This is a genomic window from Brevibacillus sp. NSP2.1 (genome assembly GCF_000470975.2).
GTDB lineage: Bacteria > Bacillota > Bacilli > Brevibacillales > Brevibacillaceae > Brevibacillus > Brevibacillus agri.
On record NZ_CP048274.1, the window covers coordinates 4502144 to 4521443 of the forward strand.

Below are 19300 nucleotides of genomic sequence, written 5' to 3' on the forward strand. Positions count from 1 at the left end.
CTACAGTGTCTCCGCGTGGTCTTGTGCGACGCGGTCCTCCCCTGATTTTTCACGCTTGCGCTTCAGGTACGTGCCAACAGCAATGACCACCAGTGCCAAAGCGACCGGCAAAATGATGTGCAGCGCTGGCAACACCCCTTCCAGAAACGCTCCGACTACTTTGTCGCCGACGATCATCTCGCCTGCGGTGTAACCGAGCAAAGCCGCCCCCAACAGCACGATGACCGGAAAACGGTTCATCAAAAGCATCAGCAACTGGCTGCCCCAAATAATCAGCGGGATGCTGACGGCAAGTCCGATGACGACGAGCAGCATGTTTCCGTTCGCAGCCCCCGCCACAGCAATAACGTTGTCCAGACTCATGATGAGGTCGGCAAAAATAATCGTTTTCAGCGCCTCCAACATGTTCGAGCCGCCGCCAATATGGGTCTCCTCTTCCTCGCCCTTCAGCAGCTTGACGGCAATCCAGATGAGCAAAAGTCCCCCGACCACCTGAACAAACGGGATCTGGAGCAGCCAAATAGCAATAAAGGTCAGGATGACCCGCAGTCCGATCGCTCCGAAGCCGCCCCAGAAGACTGCTTTCTTTTGCAACTCTGGACGCAAGTTGCGACAAGCCAGCGCGATCACGACGGCGTTGTCCCCACTCAAGACCAGATTGACGATGATGATCTGTAGTAAGCTAAGTAAGAATTCTGTCATGATGGCCCCCTCCAAAGATGATGATAGTGACAATAATAGACCTTTTCATTTTCGCGTGCAGTATTTTTTTCGGATTTGCCTGCACTTTTTTGCCGTAAGCGTTATCAAAAATAGAAAAGGTCTGCCACTCTGACAGACTTTTCTTCTCTTTGCATTTTGGACGTGCCGGGCGAGGCTGGTGCGAGTAGCCCGCTCAGCTTTGCCCCTTGTATCCGTACACGGAGTAATCCGCCTTCACTTTGCGAATCGCGTGCCAGACGGGCAGCCCTCGCGCAACCCAGCGCAGCGCGGACATGATGTTTTGCTCGTTTTCAAACTGCTCGACGATGACTACCGTCTTTTCATTTATATACGATTGCAGTTCCTCCCAGCCCATGGACGAATAACGATCATTGCCGTACGTGCGAAGCGCCAAAAAGTCTTCGCGCTTCGGCTCCTGCAACTGCAAAAGCTGCCGGATCGCCCTCGCGCACTCGGGATGGACGGCTGGGCTGGACGCGCCAGTAACACGCTCATTCATTCGCGCATGCCTCATTTCTGCTTATAGCTGTCCTCCTAGCATAAGCAATCCCGCCGTTTCCTACAACCCAATCTGCCTGTTCGCAAACGAAAAGCTCCGTGCAGCCTTCGTTTCCCTTCCGCCAAAAAGCCAGTCCCCGGCCGGCTTTCTTTTTTCACGCTATACCCATTCCGAAACAAGCTTCGCCATGAGCGCGGCGGACAAGACGACGGGCTCCCCGTTGCTTGCTTACTCTGCCGCTTCCCCGCCAAAGTCCGGAAAACTTTCATGCAGCCGTAGCGGCGGGACGATCTGTGCTTCGTCATCGTTTGCTTCAACGAGATCGTTGTTCCTCCCTGATTGGTATGTACAGCGCCTCGGGCGGCACTTCCTGGATGACTCTTCTCGTCTTGATGCCGATTGCCGAGCTGCCGATCCGGTGCATCTCATCCAGCAGCCGGCAGAGCAGCATTGGCTCGTGGCGAAACGCGTAGCCTGTCGTGATAATCAGCTCGTTCGGGCGGAGAAACCCTGTCAGATCAGGCATTTCGACGGAGTTTATGTAGTAGATTTCTTTGGAAATTCCTTCGCGTCCGGCCATGATTTCCGCTCCGCGAAAAACGGGTAGCTGCAGCAGCCGCTAAACGGTAAAGGGAGTGTTTTCCATGGATTCACCTCATCGCGCTGGCTATTGGCTACATGCTATCACAAAACAGGGGACAGAAAAACGGCAACGAAAAAGGCCGTCATCACTTTGCCAGGATAACGACCTCTTGTGCTTTTGCTGATTCAGTTTTTCCGCTTTGGTCTTCGTCGTCCGCTGCCTCATGTCGGCAAAGGCGAAGATGCTTCTGTTCAGCTCCGGGTTGCGCTTGCCTTCCCGCGCCAGCTTTTCCCGCTGCTTGCGTGCGTTGCTTTTTGCCATGCTCGCTCACTCCTTTTTCCCCGGCACGCCTGCAGGCTATAGCACTGCAGTTGCCGTCCTTGCTGCTATCATAGTACGCTTGCCAGTCCGATGCAACAAAAATAGGGGCTTATCTACGCACACTTGTCCACACCATTGCCATGCTGCTGCATACAGTGAAAGGGACAGGAGGTGTTGATCTCTATGAAAAAAACGGCGACACGCGTGGAAAATCAAGTGTACTCCAGCCGGGTTCTGCGTTCGGAATTCGATCGAAACTGGCGTACTGTCGTATCGAGAAGCGGATACGTCATTTATATCGCAACCGTGAACCGGGCGAAAATCAACGTGCTTTTGGCAGATGGCGCAAGAAAATTGCTCATCTTCGGCAAAGGCGGAAGAGTCCTGGTTGGCGGCGGGGGCACGAGTCATTACAGCAAACCGCATATCGCTCGCGATCTGTAACTATCCCCAGCCAAAAAACAACCCCTGCTCGATTCAAACGAGCAAGGGTTGTTTCGTTTCGTAGAGGCACAGCTCCTGTTTATTTGTACGTAAACTTGTTGATTAGCCCTTTCAGTTCCTCGGACAACGAGGACAGCGCCTGGGCCGACGAAGAGATTTCCTGCATGGAGGCGAGCTGCTCCTCGGACGAAGCCGCTACTTCCTCGGCGGTTTCCGCATTGCCTCTGCGATCACAGCCAGCTCGTTTGCCGCTGCCGTCACTTCCTGGACAGCAGCCGCGATCTGCTCGGCGATGCCCGACACTTCGTGGATGAGCGGGTTCGTTTGGCGCGTGCTCACGACGATTTCTGCAAACTTTTGGATCGTCTCCTCGGAGATCGCCAAGCCTTCTGCCACATCCTGTCTGACCTTTTCCATATTGTCCACGGATTGTCGCGTTTCTTTCTGAATTTCTGCGATCAGCTCGGAGATTTGCTTCGCCGACTCCTGGGATTGCTCGGCCAGCAGGCGTACTTCGGTAGCGACGACAGCGAAGCCTTTTCCGTGCTCGCCAGCGCGTGCGGCCTCGATAGCGGCATTGAGCGCCAGCAAATTCGTCTGCTGGGAAATCCCGCTGATGACTTCGGAGATCGAGCCGATTTCCTTGGACCGATCGTACAGCGATTTAATCATCTGGTCGGACTTTTCTACCGAATCGTGAATCGAGTTCATTTGCCCCATAACCTGCTGCACCGCGTTGCCGCCTTCCTCCGCCTGCTCTGTCGTTTTCTCGGCGATATCGGAGAGCGCCTGGACGCTTTGCGTGATCTGGCCGACTCCCTCCGCTACCTCATGGAGCGAATGGACATTGCGGTCAATTACGGCGGTTTGCTTCTCGGCGCTCCCCGCCACTTCCTGAACGGCTGTCGTCACCATCTCTGTTGCAATGCTCGTCTGCTGGGCGCTCGCAGTCAACTGCTCGGAGGAAGCCGCCACCAGCTCGGCTCTCGCCTCCACATCGGAAATGAGCGCGCGCAACTGCTCCTGCATCACGTTGAACGCACGGCCAAGCTCGCCGATCTCATCGCTTGTCCGCACTTCGATCGCCTCCGTCAAAACACCCTGGCTGACCCGCACCGCATGCTCCTTGATCTGTCTGATGCTGGCAATAATCGACCGCAAATTCGCGAAGACGATCAGCCCGCCCACGAGCAAGCAAACAGCGATGGTCCAAAGGGTGTGGGAAAAGATCGGACTGGCGGCATCATCCACCTCCTTGCGATACATCGAGCCAGCGACTTTCCAGCCCGTGATCTCGTTTGTCAGGTAGTACATCTCTTTTGGCTGGTTGTCCAGCGTGTAAGAGAATTGGCCGGTTTGTTGCTGATACAAGTTTTCGTAAAAACTCTCCTGCGCTTCTTCTCCTGCTTTCTCTTCCGGATGCACCACGAACTTTTTCGCCCCGTCGAGCACCATCACATAGCCTTCGGCGCCGATTTTTACGCTGCTGGCGACCTGTTTGATCTGCTCGATGCCAAGCGTGATCCCGACGACTCCCGAGCCGTCATCCGTCGCTTTCGCGATCGTCACGATGACTTCGCCCGTGACCGCCGAAATGTACGGTTCGGTAATAATGGCCTTTCCTTTGCTGGCCATCGCGTTTTTGTACCAGTCTCGCGTCCGCGGGTCAAAGCCTGCTTTCACCTCTTGCCTGGGCGAGCGGTAGTACTGACCGCCTTCCGTTCCCAGACTGACGCTGGCCGTTTCCGGGTTCATCCCCATGTAAATATCGAGGTACTTCATCACTTCCGGGCTGTCGGTGCCCGTGTACATGCTTTTGCCGATGATTTTTGCCAAATAGTCAGCATCCTTGATTTTCGGCTCGAAGGTACTGTTGATAATGGAGTTGACGAGCGTGACATTCTCGTTTGCGCTCTTCATGATTTGCTTGTCGATTTCCTGCTTGGCTTGCTGGAATGAGAAGCCTCCGACGACAAGGGAGGGGACAATCAGGATCAAAAGAAACGTCACGATCAGCTTTGTTTTAAAGCTTTTGATCCATTCTAGTGACCTTGCATTCAATGGTTGTTCATCTTCTTTCTTCGTTGAACTTGGCAAAAACAGGACGATCGCTATAAGTCCTAATGACTAATATCGGTAACTGCCTGACGATTTTTTAGGAAAATTTCGCAATAAAATCATTAAATGCGCCAAATTCAGGAAGCAAGGCGTACACAGCCGTGCCCGTCCCCCCTCTCTTCCGCGTGCTGTGCAGGCTCGGCCATGCAGTGAAAATCGACGCCAAAAAGGCCGGGATCAACCCCGACCTTTTTGTGCCCAGCTTTCGCTCTAGCGACTTTTTTTCAGCTTGGCCAAACGGATGAACTGCTCATCTCTGGCATGCAGCTTTTCTGCGACAGAGGTGCGCTCGTACGCGTAGATGCCCGTTCCGGATTTGGTTCCCAGCTCGCCTTTTTCCACGCGCTCGGCGATGATCGCCGGAGCCGTTGTGGACTGGTCCAGCTCTGGCGCCAAATTGTCCATAACCCGCTTCCACGTATCGAGGCCGCCGAAGTCCGCCGTTTCGATCGGACCGACAAACGCCCAGCGAAACCCGATGCCTTCTTTCATGACCGTGTCGATTTCCTCCGCGTCAGCCACGCCTTCCGCCAGCAAATGAAACGCCTCTCTCATCAGCGCCGCTTGCAGCCTGTTGGCGATAAAGCCTGGCACATCTTTATTCAGGAGCACAGGCGCCTTGCCAATCCGCTTCATCAGCTCGACTGTCGCTCTGACGACATCCTCCGCCGTCTTTTCGTGGCGGACAATCTCGACCAGCGGCACAAGCTGCGCCGGGTTGAAAAAGTGGGTGATGATAAAACGGTGCGGCGACTGTGCTTTTTCAATCAGCCGCGCAATCGAAAACGTCGAGGTGTTGGACGCGATGATCGCCTCCGGCTTCGCGTACTGCTCCAGCGTCGCAAACAACTGCCACTTCAGCTCGATCACTTCCGGCACCGCTTCTGTAATCACATCGGCATCGGCCACCGCCTGCTGCAAATCGGTAGTCAGCGTAATCCGCTCCAGCGCATTGGACTTGTCTTGTCAGGTAATGACTCCCTCTTGTTCCAGCAGCGCCAGACTCTGTTCGATGCTCGCCTTTGCTTTGTGCAGCAATTCTTCCTGCAGGTCATACAGCGAAACAGGGAAGCCTGCCAGCGCATAAAGCTGGGCGATCCCATGCCCCATAACCCCTGATCCGATAACCGCTACGTGCTTTGTCATGTGAAGAACCTCCCGGGAAGTAGGTAAACCGCTCTTTCTTCGAAAAATTTCCACAATCCGCGGCTAAATCCTGCCCGGCGCAGCAGAAAAGCCGTACATCCGGCTATGCCTTCCACCGGACGTACGGCTTTCTTTCGCTTCACAAAAAGCGGCGGTGCACCTTTTTGCCATCGTACGTAAATATCACTTGCCGATCTTCCACTGTCGTCTCCAGGTGGATATTTTTTCCCCACAGCGTGTAAATGTAGGGCAGCGTCTTCTCCACGTACTTCACGTCCAGCTCCAGTCCTTCAAAGTGATGCTTGAGCAGCAGCTCGCCAGTCCGCAAGTAGTCTCCATCGTGCACCAGCACATACGGGAAGCCGCCGTTGACCCGCGTGGCAGCAAGCCCGTCGCGCACCTGCTCCCACTGCTTTTCGGTCACGACCCAGTCGTTGCCCTGCTTGCCGAACATGTACAGGTCCAGATCGCTCACCAGGTCTTTCGTCAGGAAGTTGCGAATGAAGCTGATGTCCGACTCCAGCTCGCGCACTTCAAAAATTTTCGTCCGTCCCTCTCCCGGCTTGCGTCCGAAGCGCTCCTGCTCTTCTTTTGTCGGATTGTCCCAGCGTCGTTCAATGTCTTCGAAAATTTTCAAGCCCAAATGATATGGATTAATGCTCGTCGTCGACGGCTGGATGACCGAGGAATGCAGCTTGGCAAATTCAATCGTCTCCGACTCCGTCAGATCCAGCTCGCGCAAGATGCGCATATGCCAGTAGGTCGCCCAGCCTTCGTTCATGATCTTCGTCTCCAACTGCGGCCAGAAATAGAGCATCTCGTCGCGGATAATCGTCAGCACATCGCGCTGCCAATCGTCCAGCACATCGCTGTACTCCATGATGAACAGCAGCAAATCTTTTTCCGGCTCGGGCGGGAATTTGCGCACTTGCTTGGCCGGATCGGCCTCGACTTTTTCTTTGCGGTCCAGGCGCCACAGGTCGTCGTATGGCGAAGTGCGCTCGACCTTGCCTTTTTTCGTCGGCTCCTCAGACTCCCGCTTCCATCTGAGCTTGGGACGAAGCAGGCCCGGATCAATGTGCTCCTGAATCGCCAGGCTCGCATCCAGAAGGTTTTCCACCGCTTCCTTGCCGTACTCGATCTCGTACTGGCGAATCCGCTCGCTGCTGGCGGCCATGCTCTCGACCATGTCGCGATTCGTGTTGGAGAAGCGCATGTTGTTTTTGAAAAAGTCGCAGTGGGCCAGCACGTGGGCTACGATCAGCTTGTTTTGGATCAGCGAGTTGCCGTCGAGCAAAAACGCGTAGCACGGGTTGGAGTTGATGACCAGCTCGTAAATTTTGCTCAGGTTCAGGTCGTATTGGAGTTTCATGCGGTAGAAGCTCTTCCCGAAGCTCCAGTGCGAAAACCTGGTCGGCATTCCGTACGCGCCAAACGTATAAATGATATCCGCCGGGCAAATTTCGTATCGCATCGGATAAAAATCAAGGTTGAACCCCTTGGCTATCTCCGTGATCTCATCAATGGATCGCTCCAGTTCTTTGCGCTCGTCGCCTGTCATTGCATTTCCCCCTCCATTCGCCAAAGCCTACTTTATGTATATGGGGCTGATGGGGAAAAGACGCCAGCGTTCTTGTGAAAAAACGGTCTTTGTCTGTTTTTGGGAGCAAGAAAAAGCGCCCTCACATCAGGAAGCGCCTTTGTTATCGTTTTGTGTTGTCCTTATTTCTGGAACCAGTCGCGCACGCCAGTATAAATAAGTGCGCCCGAGAAGACCAGCATGGTGATGAGGCCAATTCCATCCACAACCGGATTCAGCCCATTCAAGAACGTGCCATCCAACGGAGTTTCCAGCAAAGCGTAGCCACCGAGAAGACCACCTGCCAAGGAAAGCCATTTGCTCATGTCCACGTCACCTCCCTAGACAACAGCCTGAAAATGAAGCCGCTGCACTACTTCACTCTATGTCGGAAGCTGACAAGCGGTCTGTACGATTGTCCGGCGTGCTGTTCATCAAATTGCAATTGGGCATGGGCCATCGTTGTGCGGTACAATAAAGGTGGACACATGTGCATAATGGAGATCGTAGAAGGAGTGAATCACGCATGAAGCTGTTTTTGCTGCTGGGCAGTATTAGCGGCTTTCTTTCTGTCGCGCTTGGCGCATTTGGCGCTCACGCCCTGAAAGAAAAGCTGGACGAATATTCACTTGGCATTTTCCATACCGGGGTGACCTACCAGACGACTCACGCTCTGGCGCTCGTGCTCGTCGCCTTGCTGCTCAAATGGTACCCGGACTCTTCGGGCCTCGTCTGGGCCGGATGGTGCTTTGCCGCCGGGACGCTGATTTTCTCCGGCAGCCTCTACACGCTGGCGATGACCGGTATCAAGGTGCTTGGCGCGATTACGCCGATTGGCGGCGTACTGTTCCTCGCGGGCTGGGCGCTGCTCGCCATCCATGCCTGGAAAGTTGTCTCGTAACCCCTGTCTTGCTGCGCACTTACGCCCAATCCTCGACGATTTGGGCGTTTTTCTTTTGTTTCAGGAGAGCATGCTGACCAGCACGCCGCTCTGTCCTCTCAGCCCGGCGGCACCCTCGCTGGACGTATGCCATATGCTGTAGGGCTGGCACTAACTGAATCGCTAAGGAGAGGAAATCATGACAAAGCCCCCCTACGCGCGTCCCTCCTACTATTACGGCCTGCCTGACATGTACATGCAGATGGGATACTTTCCTTTTCCCACGCCGCCTCCCCCGGCCCAACTGAGCAGAAACAGCCCTTACGCCCACCCGCTGGCCGATCCGTGCAAATCGTACATGGGACAAACGGAAAAAATAGAAGCTTCGGACGGCGAGCACGGCTTCGCTTCCCTGGTCAACCCGCTGCGCTCCAGCGTCCTTTTATACGTAAACCAGTGGCTCCTCACCAACTTCTCTCCCGCTCCCCTCGAAGCGCACATCTGGTTTGGCAAAGCGAGCAGCATCGGCAAGGCGAAGACGTCCAGCCAGGTGACATCCGGCTACATCCAGCTCGCTGCCTGTCCCGCCGCCCAGGGGCAAATCATGTTCGGCTCAGGCAGCGCTCACGGCGAACGGGATGGCGTATTCGCGTCCACCCGGATCATCCCGCCGCTGACAACGACAGGCGCCGAGCCGCACGGTCAGTGGGTGATCGGTCCGGGAATGGCGATGGTCGTCCGTGTGCCGGATGCAGGGGAAAAGTCGTCCTTTTCGTTTTGCGTGAACTGGTGGGAGCAGCCTTTGTATGAGGCATGACAGTAAAAAAGGAAAAAGCCCGATGCTTTTTCCCATTACATACGTTTTGGTGGGTAGAAGCAGATGTGCGGGATATGGAGCAAACGGGCGTGGGGGGCGCAATCGTGCGGGCGCGGTGCAATCCTGCGGACGCGGTGCAATTGTGCGGGACGGGGCGCATTTGTGCGGACGAGGCCCAATCCTGCGAACGGCGCATTTGTGCGGGCGCGATGCAATCGTGCGGACGAGGCACAAATATGCGCAGGACGAGACCCAGCCCCACAAGCTACACCCTGCCGAGCAGCGACCAACCGCCCCCTTCCCCCAACCCAAACACAAAAAAACGAAGACGCATGCCTCTCGCACCGTCTTCGTTATCGACTCCGTTATTTTTTCTACACACGCATGTTGAAAATCCAATTCCCGTCTGCTACAATGGAAATTGGTCTTTAGGTTACTTCTCGATATATGTTCACTATAATCCCAATATAATAGTACCACATTGGATTTCATTTGTCAAACCTTCAGATCAAAAATGGGGAATGAAAAAGGAGCGGTACCATGAGCGCTACTGAGCAAGACAGGCAAAACGAGCAACAACGGGTTGAGACAGTCGTCGCAGAAATCAGCAAACGGATTTCCGAGCTCAAGGAGCAGGTAAAAGTCGTGAGTGAAGATATTGTCGGAATCCGCAAGCATTTTTGGGACGATGTGACAGTCAACTTCGAGGATGCCACCGAGGCGATCGAAACTTACGTCAGCATCAAGCAGCAGGCTGAAGTATTGTCCGAGCGGGAGCGCAGCCACCGTCATGCCCTGCATCAGTTGCGTACCATGCAGCGGTTGTTGCACTCTCCCTATTTTGGCCGAATTGATTTTCGCGAAGAAACGGAGCCTCGCTCCGAACGCATTTATTTAGGCATCGCGTCGCTATTGGACAAAAACGACGAGCATTTTCTCGTCTACGACTGGCGCGCGCCGATTTCCAGCCTGTACTACGACTATTCGCCGGGCCCTGCCCAGTACGATACGCCAAGCGGAGTCGTTTCCGGCGAGATTACGTGTAAACGGCAATACATCATCCGCGACGGGAAGCTGCTCCACATGTTCGATACAGGCGTGACGATTGGCGACGAGCTGCTGCAGGAAGTGTTGGGTAAACAAGCCGACTCGCAAATGCGCAGCATCGTCGCCACGATCCAGCGCGATCAGAACCGGATCATCCGCAACGAAAAAAGCCGGCTGCTGATCGTCTCCGGGGCGGCTGGCAGCGGCAAAACGTCTGCGGCGCTGCAGCGCGTCGCCTATTTGCTCTACCGCTACCGCAAGACGTTGACTGCGGAGCAGATCGTCCTGTTCTCCCCCAACTCGCTGTTCAACAGCTACATCTCGACGGTTTTGCCGGAGCTGGGCGAGGAAAACATGCAGCAGACGACCTTCCAGGAATATGCGGAGCATCGGCTTGGCGACGACTTTCGCCTGGAAGACCCGCTGGAACAGATGGAGTACGTGCTTACGGCAAAAGACCAGCCGGAGTACGCGGCGCGGCTGGCCGCCATCCGCTTCAAATCGTCCGCGCTGTTTTTGCGGGTCATGGATCAGTACGCCAAGCGGCTGATGCAGGCCGGCATTGTGTTTCGCCCGATTGTATTCCGCAACCGGACGCTTATATCCGCCGCGCACATCCACGAGCTGTTTTATGCGCTGGACACCTCCCTGCCGATTCCAAACCGGATGAGCCTGGTAGCCCGAGCATTGCTGGCAGAAGTCAAGCAACTGGAGCGGCGTGAACGGACGCAGCCGTGGGTCGAGGACGAAATGGAAATGCTCGACAAAGACGCACTCGCCGCCGCCTACCAGCAATTGCGCCGCAAAAAGCAGTTTCGCGAGGACTCGTTCGACGACTTTGACCGCGAACAGGAGCTGTTGGCAAAGCGGATCGTCAAACAGCATTTCCAGCCGATTCGCGACTTTGTTGCCGCGCTGCAATTTATTGATACGAAGGCCACTTACGAGCAGTTTTATGCCAATCCTCAACTGCTCGGTCAACTGCTGCCGGACGAACAAAGTCAAATTCCGGAGGCGTGGCCCGCAATCTGCTCCATGACGCTTGCGCAAACCAAACAGGCACAGCTTGCCCAGGAAGACATTCCGCCCTACCTGTACTTGCAGGAGCGGCTGGAAGGCCAGCAGACGAATAATCTCGTCCGCCACGTTTTCCTCGATGAAGCCCAGGACTACTCTGCCTTCCAGTTTGCGCTCATCAAGAGCCTGTTTCCGCGCGCCAAAATGACGGTGCTCGGCGACTGGAACCAGGCGATTTACGCGCACGCGTTCCACAACGAGAGCTTCGGCACTGTCGCGTCGCTGTTTGAACCGCAGGAGACGGAGACGTTCGTCCTGACGAAAAGCTACCGCTCGACCTTGCCCATCGTCCAGTTCACGCGGCAGTTGGTGGAAGGCGGCGAGCGGATTGAGCCGTTCAACCGCGCGGGGCTGGTGCCCACTGTGACGAAGGTGCACAGCCGCGACGCTCTCGCGAAGCAGATTGAAGAGCGCATCCAAAAGCTGCTGGCAAACGGGCACAAGACGATTGCCGTCATTACGAAAACGGCAGCAGAAGCCGAGCAAGCCCATGAACGGCTGGCCAGCCGCATGCCGATCCGGTTGATTACGACCTCGACCTTGTCCTACGATACCGGCTGTCTCGTCATCCCGGCGTACTTGGCAAAAGGAGTCGAGTTCGACGCCGTCATCATTTACGACGCGTCCTCGGCAAGCTACAGCGAGGAAAGCGAGCGCAAGCTGTTTTACACCGCCTGCACGCGGGCCATGCACGAGTTGCACCTGTACTACTGCCAGGAAAAAACGCCTTTGCTTGCCGCTGTATCTGCCGACAGCTACGAGCATCTGGAGACGGACCAATAAATGCAAAAGACCCGGCTGCGCCTTTTCCCTAGCCGGGTCTTGCTTTTGTCTGCTGAAAGCCGACGCAGATCGTGACCGCAAGCAATATCAGGTCCAACTCGTATCCGCCGATAAATCCTTGCTTCCACTTCACGGTCACAATCGCCCCTGTCATGACCCCCGCCAGCCCCCAGGCCGCGTATTTCGCCCCGATGCCGAGCAGGAAGGCGAGCCCGCCGATCAGCTCGATCCCCAGCACCAAATAGGCGAGCCACCACGGCAAGCCGAGATCGCCAAACATTTGCGTGACAGGGTCCATCCCCTTTTGCAGCTTCGCCAGTCCGTGCAGCAAAAACAGCAAGCCTGTCGTCATACGCAAGACAGTGAACGCCTTTTCGTAGGCCATAGTCGCCCCCCTCACTTCTACCATATGCCGGACGCTGGACAATCAGTCGCGATTGGAAGGGCGTCGCGCAATCAGCGCAAAGCGCGCATGGCGGCAGCGCGGGCAGCCCTTGCTTTTCAACACTTCGATCGTCGCTACCTGTTCTCTGGCCCCGACCTTGCTGACGTGGGCGCATTTTTGGCAACGGTACAAACGCTGCGAGCGCGCTTCTTCTCCGGTGTAAAGCGGCTCCGTGAAGGCATGCTCCACGATCGGCGCCGTCTGTTCGGTAGTGGCAAGCACGATCATTTGCCCTTTTCCGCCCAGCATTTGCGCCCCTTCGTACTCGTTGAAATGGCTGATGACTTCGCGGACGCTCACCCCCGCCTGCACGAACTGCTGCTGCATGCGCAACGCAAAATCAGGAGACTTGTGGTCAAAGGAGAGGAAAATCGGCAGTCCTTTGCGTTTTTGCAAGCCGCTGATTCCCCGCGACAAAAACAGGGACATCCCTTGCAGCGTATAGGGCGGATCGGTAAAAAAGCAGTCGTATTGCCGCTGCAATTTCTTCGGCAGCGGCTGGCGCAAATCGGCGCGATGGCAGCGGATCGGCAAGGCATGCTGCTTCGCCACCCCTGTGATGAATTGCAGGAAGCGCTCGTCGATATCGACTACCTCGATCCGCCCGGAGGCTACTTCCTTCCCCGGAAACAGCCGTTTGAGCAGCAAGGCAAGCGAGACGCTGACCAAATCGTCGTCGCCCACACACAATATTTTTTTGCCGACGAGCGCATGGTTTCGCAGGCAAAGGATCGCCCGGCGCAAACTCGTCTCTGCCGTACACTTCGCCTGGTCGAGCTGCACGTTGGCTTGTGGGCGCCGGGACAAAATTTGTCGCAGTTCCTGAGACAGCTCGGGCAGGTGTCGCACTTGATATTACAATCTGTCGCATAAAAAAGCAACCTGTCACCGAAGCAACAGGCTGCTTGACTCACCAATCTATACGCAAGGTTTTCTAATGGCTTTTTTACGTCAGGCGCAGGAACTCGTCGATGTCTGCCACAGCCAGGTCGACTGCTTTTTGCCAAAACTCGACGGTCGTCATGTCTTCGCCCAGATGCTTCTTCGCCAAATCCTCGACCATCAGACGGCCGGTGTCCTGCAGGAGCGCATCGTATTTTGCCGCGAAGCTCTCGCCTTCTTCCAGCGCACGCGCGTACACGCTCAAGCTGAACAAGTAGCCGAAAGTGTACGGGAAGTTGTAGAACGGATAGCTCGTGATGTAAAAATGCAACTTGGACGCCCAGAAGTGCGGCTCGTACTCCGCGAGGGCGTCTTTGAACGCCGTCTTTTGCGCCTCTTCCATGATGCGGTCCAGCTCGGCTGCGCTCACCAGACCTTTTTTGCGCTGCTCGTAGAAGTTTTTCTCGAACAGGAAGCGCGCGTGAATGTTCATGAAGAACGCGACGACGGATTGCAGCTTGTCTTCGAGCAGCACGAGGCGCTCTTCGTCGTTGGCCGCGTTTTTCACGGCAGCGTCGGCGAGAATCATCTCGGCAAACGTCGAGGCGGTTTCCGCTACGTTCATCGCGTAGTTTTGGGCGAGCGGCGGCAAATCCCACATCACCTGCTGGTGGTACGCGTGCCCCAGTTCGTGCGCGAGCGTGGAGACGTTGCTTGCGCTTCCCGCATACGTCATGAAGACGCGGGACTGCTTGCTCACAGGGAAGCTCGTGCAGAAGCCGCCCGGACGTTTTCCCGGGCGGTCCTCCGCCTCGATCCAGCCTTCTTCAAACGCCTTTTGGGCGAACTGCGCCATGCTCGGATTGAAACGGTTGAAGTGCTCGACGATCAAGGCAGCGGCCTCGTCGTACGACACTTTTTTGTGCACGCTTCCGACCGGAGCGGATACGTCAGACCAGCTCAGCTTGTCGATGCCGAGCAGCTTCGCCTTGCGTTCCAGGTAAGCGACGAGACGGTCTTTGCGATTGTCGATCGCCTGCCACATCGCTTCGAGCGTTTTTTCCTGCATCCGCCCGATGTCGAGCGGCTCGCGCAGCACGGAATCCCAGCCACGGTGGCGGTACAGGGCGAGACGGAAGCCGCCCAGGTGGTTGAGTGCTTGCGCGCACAGCTCGGTTTCCTTGCCCCATGCTTCTTTCCATTTGGCAAATACTTGGCTGCGAACGGCGCGGTCCGGATGGCTCATCAGGTTGGAGGCTTGCCCTACGGACAACTGCTTCGTCTCCCCGTCCAGCTCCACTTCGATCGTCATCCGGCCCACCACGGCGTTGTACAAATCTTGCCAGGCGTGGTAGCCGTCCACAGCGAGGTCGCTCGCCAGCACTTCCTGCTCCGGCGACAGCTTTTCCTGGGCGCGGCGACGGCGCTCGTTCAGCACAAACGCGAGCGGCTGCAGCTCCCCGTCCTCCAGCAAGCTGTTCCATGCCGCTTCGTCGATGCGCAGCAACTGTTCATCCCAGCGCGTCAGCACGGCGCCGAATGCAGCGGAGATCGTTTTCACCCGTCCGCCGAGCAGCTTGGCTGGTTCGTCCTTCACATTTTGCGCGGTCAGGCACGAAATGAACGCGCCCGCCTGTCTCATCCGCACCGCGATGCTTTGCACCTCGGAGACAACCTCCAAAAACGCGTCCTTTTCCTGCAAGGCGAGTGCGGCATCCTCTACGCGGGCTTTCAGTTGCGAAATATCTTTTTCCAACTGCTCCAGAAAAGCCAAAAACGCAGTCGACTCGCTTCCACCGGGAAATAATACATCCAAATCCCAACGCTGCGGCAATGCTTTCGTCATATGTATCCCTCCTCCAAAACTCTTGATAAAATAATTTCTATAAGAAGCAGGTGATTCCTTCTAGTTTATGCAGTTCGTCCGGGCGGCTATCATCGCGGCACGTCGCCAGCCATCCCGCGCCTGCCAAAAGCTGCCGCGAGCAGTAGAAAGCCTGGCTGCGCCAAGCCATTGGTGCAACCTTCCTTGCCCTTATACCGGATAAAAATCTTATCAATTCTTATTTGTACGAAAAAACGACTGCCCGCAAGCAGTCGCTTCCAACCTTGCTTTTTCACGCAAGCAATCGCTGCTATCGCACGGGCAAGGTGAACGTCTCTCCTTGCCGCTCGACGATAATCCGATTTTTTTCCTCGCCCGCTGCCGCAAGCAAACGCTGCATCGGTTCGTCTACCGGCTCGCGCGAGAGGACGAACGTGTTCCAATGAATCGGCGCCAGCCATTTGCCCCGGCTCTCCTTGAACATTTGCCACGCCTGCTCGGGCGTGCAATGCGCAGCCTGGTAGGAATCGGGCTTGTAGGCTCCGATCGGCATGAACACGAGGTCAAACTGTCCAAACTCTTGCGGCAAACTCTCCATCGACATGTAGGCAGTGTCGCCAGGGTACAAAATGCGCACGCCGTTTTTCTCGATGACGTAGCCGTTGTAGCCGTAGTCATGGTTCCACGGGAAACGGTTGCCCCAGTGTCTGACCGGAATCGCCGTGACGGTCACTCCGTCTTTTGTCGTCGTGGCTTGCCCCGGGGCAAGCTCCTTGCAGGAGGCAAACGGCATGCGGCGAAGCAGTTTTCCGGTATTGCTGGCCGTGATGACGTGTGTGTACGGATGAGCCAGCCGGCGCAGCGTCGGCAGGTCGACATGGTCCATATGGGCATGGGACAATAAAATCAAATCCACGCTGCCGATCTCGTCAAAATCAAGAGCGGGAGGCGTGAAGCGCCTGGGGCCAAAATGCAGCAGCCCTGCGACGCGAAGTCCCAATTTTTCGCCTAATACCGGGTCAGTCAAGATTTTGGTTCCGTAAATATTCAACAGAATCGTCGAGTGGCCTATCCACGTAAACGTCACCTCATCATCAGACCAGTTCTCAGGCGCAGGCTTCGCATCCAGCTCTCGAAACGGCGGCTTCGGAAGCTGTCCCATATGGTACCAGTAACGGTACGCCACGTAGCCAAAAAAGCCCACAACGAGCAGTCCGAGCAGGTAGCCAAGCCAGATGAGGATCGTACTTTGCATCAGAGAACACCTTTTTCCATAACGTGATTGTCTCATTATAGCAAACGATTCCGTCTGGAACGCAAGGGCAAAACATGCCGGAAACTGCTGATTTCCACATAAAACCGCACCTGTCCACTACGCGAAAAAGCACCTGCCCTCCCGTCGCGGAAAGCAGGTGCTGGCAAAGCAGATTGTGATATACTGCTACTGCCGTATGGATCGTTTGAACAAGGAGGAAAACCAATGATTTTGCACAAAGGGGAAACGCTGTTCCGCCAAGGCGAGACAGGGCCGCTCTACCATCTGAAAAGCGGCATGCTCAAAATCAACCGGGTGCACGCAGACGGGACGCTCACGCTGGTCAACGTCATCGTGCCAGGCGAGACGATCCCGCATCACTCGCTGCTCAGCCCGAATCCTTACTACGGAACAGCCGTCGCGCTCGTCACCTGTGAGGTCGAGGTGCTGTCCGCGGCCGACTGGTACCGCGAACTGGAAGAAAACCACGAGAAATGCCGGGAGATCGCCTTGCAGTTGCAAGGAAAGCTGCGCATGATGCAGCAGCGCATCGACCAGTTGTCCGAAGTATCTCCGGCGGAAAGACTGCGCAAGCTGCAACTCTGGTTCCAGTCGTTCGTTCCCGTCGCTTCCCTGTCCGAAGTGCTGACCCAGGACGAAATCGGCCAGTTCATCGGGCTGCGCCGGGAAACGGTCAACCGCTTGCTGCGTGCCCAGTCAGGCGCCCGCAAGTAAGCGCTGCGAGCTTGCTTCCAGCTCTTAGTCCAGCGTTCCGGCAGGACCGAAAAACTCAAAGTGAATGTCCTGCGCAGGCACTCCCCACTCCTTCAGGGCCCGATTGACTGTTTTCATGAAAGGAACCGGGCCACAGAAATAGAAGCTCGCGTTTTTGTCGGCAATGACGCTTTGCAGCCAAGGCAAGTCAATGTAGCCCTCTTTGTGAAAGGCTTGCGCTGCCCGATCCTGCTCGGTCGGCTTTTCGTAGCACCAGAACGCTTTTACTTGCGGATGCTGGGCAGCCAACTCCTCCACACTGTCTCTCATCGCATGCACGTTTCCGTTTTGCGCTGCGTGAATGAACGTCACCGGGCGGTTCGAGCCCGTTTTCACCAGCGTTTTCAGCATGCTCATCATCGGTGTCAGCCCTACGCCGCCACTGATGAGCACGACAGGTCTGTCATCCTGCTGGTCAAGAATGAAGTCGCCTGCTGGCGCGGACAGAGGCAAAATGTCTCCTTCGTTAACGTGCTCCCACAAGTACACGGATACTTTTCCGGCTGGCTTGTCGCCAATCGCGTCCTCCCGTTTGACGGAGATGCGGTAGTACGGATTGCCCGGCGCATCCGAGAGGCTGTATTGGCGAATGTGCGTATTTTCCTCTCCCGGGATCTCCATTTTGACGCTTACATACTGACCTGGCTCGTAGCTCGCAATCTCTTTCCCGTCCTTCGGTACGAGGTAAAAGGACGTGATGACATCGCTCTCTTTTACTTTGCGCTCCACGACAAACTCCCGGAAGTCGGCCCAGCCGCCTGGCTGATTCTCCGCCTGTTCGTACATTTCCGCCTCCACGCTGATGAACGCGTCTGCGATTACCCCGTACGCTTCCGCCCAAGCCTCGATGATCTCGTCTGTCGCGGCATCGCCCAGCACCTCTTTGATCGCACCGAGCAAGTTTTCCCCGACAATCGGATAATGCTCCGGCTTGATGCCCAAGCTGCGGTGCTTGTGTCCGATCTGTTTGACGACGGGCAAAATCGTTTCCAGCTTGTCGATGTACAGGGCAGCCGCATACACCGCATTAGCCAGTGCCGTTTGCTGTCTGCCTTGTTTTTGGTTAGCGTGATTGAAAATGTTCAACAACTCTGGATGGTTGGCAAACATCCGTTGATAAAAGCGTTTGGTTATCGTTGTCCCGTGCACTTCCAGTACAGGCACGGTGGATTTGATAATATCGATCGTTTTTTGGTTCAGCATATTGGCCCTCCTTGAAAAATCAACGTGTGATCTATGTCACTAGTGTACCGGAGCAAAGCTTTTGCCTCCTGTGATTGTAATCACAGGAAAAAGAAACGATTTGTGACAACAAAAAAAGAGCTTCCTGCCTGCTGAAGCTGGTTAATCATAAAAGTTTTACGAGATTTGGCCCTGTTGCTCCGTCCTGCGCTATAGTAAGATATAACCAAAATTGGAGGGGGTATGCTGCTTGACTTTGGAAGAATACAAACAACGCGCATCCGAGCAGAACGACTGGGCACCGGGCTGGGACGCGATCGACGAAGTGTTCCATCAGCTTTATCCTGCACAGGAGCCTGCACATTATGCGACAAATATGGTGAATCGCGCCATGTTTGGCGGGGACGCCTATTTGGATGGCTTCAGCATTTATCAATCTCCGAACGGCTACAAGCACATTTTGACCTACGGCATGACGGAGCTGTACACGGACGAAGAGGCATACGGCGGCGAATGGAGCCGTTGGGGCTATGAGATGACGATCAAGTTAAAGGAAGATTCCAACGAGGAATGTATGTGGGCGATCGACATGCTGTCCAACCTGGCGCGCTATACATACACCCAGAAACGGTTTTTCGAGCCTAACCAGTTTGTCGCAGGGAACGGCACGTCGATTCATATTGGCACAGATTCGGCGATTACGGCCCTGCTCATTGTAGAGGATACAGAAGCAAAAGGAATCGACACCGTCCATGGCAGAGTAGAGTTTTTGCAACTGGTCGGCATTACGCAAAAGGAACTGGAAGCGTTGAAGGACGACCCTGCGCAGGCGGAGACATTGATTGCAGCGATGAAAAAGGACAATCCATACTTGCTGACAGATATGAACAGGGTTCAGTCTTACTTGTGAACAGCCGAAA

Annotated in this window: 19 protein-coding genes and 1 pseudogene; 6 read left to right on the plus strand and 14 right to left on the minus strand. The window is 55.5% G+C overall.

Annotated elements, in window-relative coordinates; all coding sequences use genetic code 11:
- From M655_RS21810 to brfA, 4 genes are all read right to left on the minus strand, one after another.
- Entirely contained in the window at positions 1-702 is a 702-nt protein-coding gene (locus tag M655_RS21810) for a TerC family protein (RefSeq protein WP_005835033.1), read from the minus strand.
- 193 nt (positions 703-895) lie between these two features.
- Positions 896-1222: a hypothetical protein gene (locus M655_RS21815; RefSeq protein ID WP_003842489.1), complete on the minus strand. Its 327-nt coding sequence runs from the start codon at positions 1220-1222 to the stop codon at positions 896-898.
- A gap of 313 nt (positions 1223-1535) precedes the next feature.
- Positions 1536-1802 carry a PucR family transcriptional regulator ligand-binding domain-containing protein gene (locus M655_RS21820; RefSeq protein WP_026557959.1) on the minus strand — a complete coding sequence of 89 codons (267 nt, stop codon included), beginning with the start codon at positions 1800-1802 and terminating at the stop codon, positions 1536-1538.
- Positions 1803-1889: 87 nt separating this feature from the next.
- The gene (gene brfA, locus M655_RS21825; RefSeq protein WP_005835037.1) at positions 1890-2126 is read right to left on the minus strand and encodes a ribosome rescue factor BrfA; all 237 of its coding nucleotides are present in this window, start codon (positions 2124-2126) and stop codon (positions 1890-1892) included.
- Positions 2127-2309: 183 nt separating this feature from the next.
- Here brfA and M655_RS21830 point away from each other — a divergent pair, with 183 nt between their 5' ends.
- Positions 2310-2570: a hypothetical protein gene (locus M655_RS21830; protein WP_025848009.1), complete on the plus strand. Its 261-nt coding sequence runs from the start codon at positions 2310-2312 to the stop codon at positions 2568-2570.
- Between the two features lie 195 nt (positions 2571-2765).
- Here the strand turns inward: M655_RS21830 and M655_RS21835 are convergent, their stop codons facing one another.
- From M655_RS21835 to M655_RS21855, 5 genes and pseudogenes are all read right to left on the minus strand, one after another.
- Positions 2766-4631 (minus strand): methyl-accepting chemotaxis protein, encoded by a 1866-nt coding sequence (locus tag M655_RS21835; RefSeq protein ID WP_286085886.1) that lies wholly within the window; start codon positions 4629-4631, stop codon positions 2766-2768.
- 267 nt (positions 4632-4898) lie between these two features.
- On the minus strand, positions 4899-5324 hold the full coding sequence (locus tag M655_RS21840; protein ID WP_353505643.1) for a 3-hydroxyacyl-CoA dehydrogenase family protein: 426 nt from the start codon (positions 5322-5324) through the stop codon (positions 4899-4901).
- A gap of 18 nt (positions 5325-5342) precedes the next feature.
- Positions 5343-5834 (minus strand): annotated as a pseudogene (locus M655_RS21845) (3-hydroxyacyl-CoA dehydrogenase family protein); the annotation flags it as partial.
- A 139-nt stretch (positions 5835-5973) separates the two neighbouring features.
- A complete protein-coding gene (locus M655_RS21850; RefSeq protein WP_007781691.1) occupies positions 5974-7395 on the minus strand; it encodes a SpoVR family protein in 1422 nt (473 codons plus the stop codon).
- 161 nt (positions 7396-7556) lie between these two features.
- Complete coding sequence (locus tag M655_RS21855; protein WP_005835043.1) at positions 7557-7739, minus strand: hypothetical protein; 183 nt, start codon at positions 7737-7739, stop codon at positions 7557-7559.
- Between the two features lie 200 nt (positions 7740-7939).
- Between M655_RS21855 and M655_RS21860 the strand changes: the two genes are divergently transcribed.
- The 3 genes from M655_RS21860 to helD all read left to right on the plus strand — a co-directional run bounded on the left by M655_RS21860 (position 7940) and on the right by helD (position 12017).
- Positions 7940-8314 carry a DUF423 domain-containing protein gene (locus M655_RS21860; RefSeq protein ID WP_005835046.1) on the plus strand — a complete coding sequence of 125 codons (375 nt, stop codon included), beginning with the start codon at positions 7940-7942 and terminating at the stop codon, positions 8312-8314.
- A gap of 178 nt (positions 8315-8492) precedes the next feature.
- Positions 8493-9110 (plus strand): DUF6143 family protein, encoded by a 618-nt coding sequence (locus M655_RS21865; protein ID WP_005835048.1) that lies wholly within the window; start codon positions 8493-8495, stop codon positions 9108-9110.
- 540 nt (positions 9111-9650) lie between these two features.
- Positions 9651-12017 carry an RNA polymerase recycling motor HelD gene (helD, locus tag M655_RS21870; RefSeq protein WP_026557960.1) on the plus strand — a complete coding sequence of 789 codons (2367 nt, stop codon included), beginning with the start codon at positions 9651-9653 and terminating at the stop codon, positions 12015-12017.
- Positions 12018-12045: 28 nt separating this feature from the next.
- Here helD and M655_RS21875 read toward each other — a convergent pair whose 3' ends face one another.
- From M655_RS21875 to M655_RS21890, 4 genes are all read right to left on the minus strand, one after another.
- Positions 12046-12402 (minus strand): DoxX family protein, encoded by a 357-nt coding sequence (locus M655_RS21875; RefSeq protein ID WP_007781673.1) that lies wholly within the window; start codon positions 12400-12402, stop codon positions 12046-12048.
- 42 nt (positions 12403-12444) lie between these two features.
- Positions 12445-13311 carry a bis-aminopropyl spermidine synthase family protein gene (locus M655_RS21880; protein WP_007781670.1) on the minus strand — a complete coding sequence of 289 codons (867 nt, stop codon included), beginning with the start codon at positions 13309-13311 and terminating at the stop codon, positions 12445-12447.
- 97 nt (positions 13312-13408) lie between these two features.
- A complete protein-coding gene (locus M655_RS21885; protein ID WP_007781666.1) occupies positions 13409-15190 on the minus strand; it encodes a M3 family oligoendopeptidase in 1782 nt (593 codons plus the stop codon).
- A 289-nt stretch (positions 15191-15479) separates the two neighbouring features.
- Positions 15480-16424 (minus strand): MBL fold metallo-hydrolase, encoded by a 945-nt coding sequence (locus M655_RS21890; RefSeq protein ID WP_026557961.1) that lies wholly within the window; start codon positions 16422-16424, stop codon positions 15480-15482.
- A gap of 225 nt (positions 16425-16649) precedes the next feature.
- Between M655_RS21890 and M655_RS21895 the strand changes: the two genes are divergently transcribed.
- Positions 16650-17159: a Crp/Fnr family transcriptional regulator gene (locus M655_RS21895; protein WP_007781659.1), complete on the plus strand. Its 510-nt coding sequence runs from the start codon at positions 16650-16652 to the stop codon at positions 17157-17159.
- 24 nt (positions 17160-17183) lie between these two features.
- Here M655_RS21895 and hmpA read toward each other — a convergent pair whose 3' ends face one another.
- Entirely contained in the window at positions 17184-18401 is a 1218-nt protein-coding gene (gene hmpA / locus M655_RS21900) for an NO-inducible flavohemoprotein (RefSeq protein ID WP_007781656.1), read from the minus strand.
- A 229-nt stretch (positions 18402-18630) separates the two neighbouring features.
- On the opposite strand from hmpA, the gene M655_RS21905 reads away from it, so the two are divergent.
- On the plus strand, positions 18631-19290 hold the full coding sequence (locus tag M655_RS21905; protein WP_026557962.1) for a suppressor of fused domain protein: 660 nt from the start codon (positions 18631-18633) through the stop codon (positions 19288-19290).
- Positions 19291-19300: the final 10 nt, after the last annotated feature.

Excerpts from the sequence above, each read along its gene's own strand:
- M655_RS21890 (WP_026557961.1), bottom strand. The coding sequence starts at position 16,424 with ATGCAAAGTACGATCCTCATCTGGCTTGGCTACCTGCTCGGACTGCTC.
- M655_RS21895 (WP_007781659.1), top strand. The coding sequence starts at position 16,650 with ATGATTTTGCACAAAGGGGAAACGCTGTTCCGCCAAGGCGAGACAGGG.
- M655_RS21865 (WP_005835048.1), top strand. The coding sequence starts at position 8,493 with ATGACAAAGCCCCCCTACGCGCGTCCCTCCTACTATTACGGCCTGCCT.
- M655_RS21810 (WP_005835033.1), bottom strand. The coding sequence starts at position 702 with ATGACAGAATTCTTACTTAGCTTACTACAGATCATCATCGTCAATCTG.
- M655_RS21885 (WP_007781666.1), bottom strand. The coding sequence starts at position 15,190 with ATGACGAAAGCATTGCCGCAGCGTTGGGATTTGGATGTATTATTTCCC.
- helD (WP_026557960.1), top strand. The coding sequence starts at position 9,651 with ATGAGCGCTACTGAGCAAGACAGGCAAAACGAGCAACAACGGGTTGAG.
- M655_RS21840 (WP_353505643.1), bottom strand. The coding sequence starts at position 5,324 with ATGAAGCGGATTGGCAAGGCGCCTGTGCTCCTGAATAAAGATGTGCCA.
- M655_RS21875 (WP_007781673.1), bottom strand. The coding sequence starts at position 12,402 with ATGGCCTACGAAAAGGCGTTCACTGTCTTGCGTATGACGACAGGCTTG.
- M655_RS21815 (WP_003842489.1), bottom strand. The coding sequence starts at position 1,222 with ATGAATGAGCGTGTTACTGGCGCGTCCAGCCCAGCCGTCCATCCCGAG.
- M655_RS21855 (WP_005835043.1), bottom strand. The coding sequence starts at position 7,739 with ATGAGCAAATGGCTTTCCTTGGCAGGTGGTCTTCTCGGTGGCTACGCT.
- M655_RS21860 (WP_005835046.1), top strand. The coding sequence starts at position 7,940 with ATGAAGCTGTTTTTGCTGCTGGGCAGTATTAGCGGCTTTCTTTCTGTC.
- brfA (WP_005835037.1), bottom strand. The coding sequence starts at position 2,126 with ATGGCAAAAAGCAACGCACGCAAGCAGCGGGAAAAGCTGGCGCGGGAA.
- M655_RS21850 (WP_007781691.1), bottom strand. The coding sequence starts at position 7,395 with ATGACAGGCGACGAGCGCAAAGAACTGGAGCGATCCATTGATGAGATC.
- M655_RS21820 (WP_026557959.1), bottom strand. The coding sequence starts at position 1,802 with ATGGCCGGACGCGAAGGAATTTCCAAAGAAATCTACTACATAAACTCC.
- M655_RS21830 (WP_025848009.1), top strand. The coding sequence starts at position 2,310 with ATGAAAAAAACGGCGACACGCGTGGAAAATCAAGTGTACTCCAGCCGG.
- hmpA (WP_007781656.1), bottom strand. The coding sequence starts at position 18,401 with ATGCTGAACCAAAAAACGATCGATATTATCAAATCCACCGTGCCTGTA.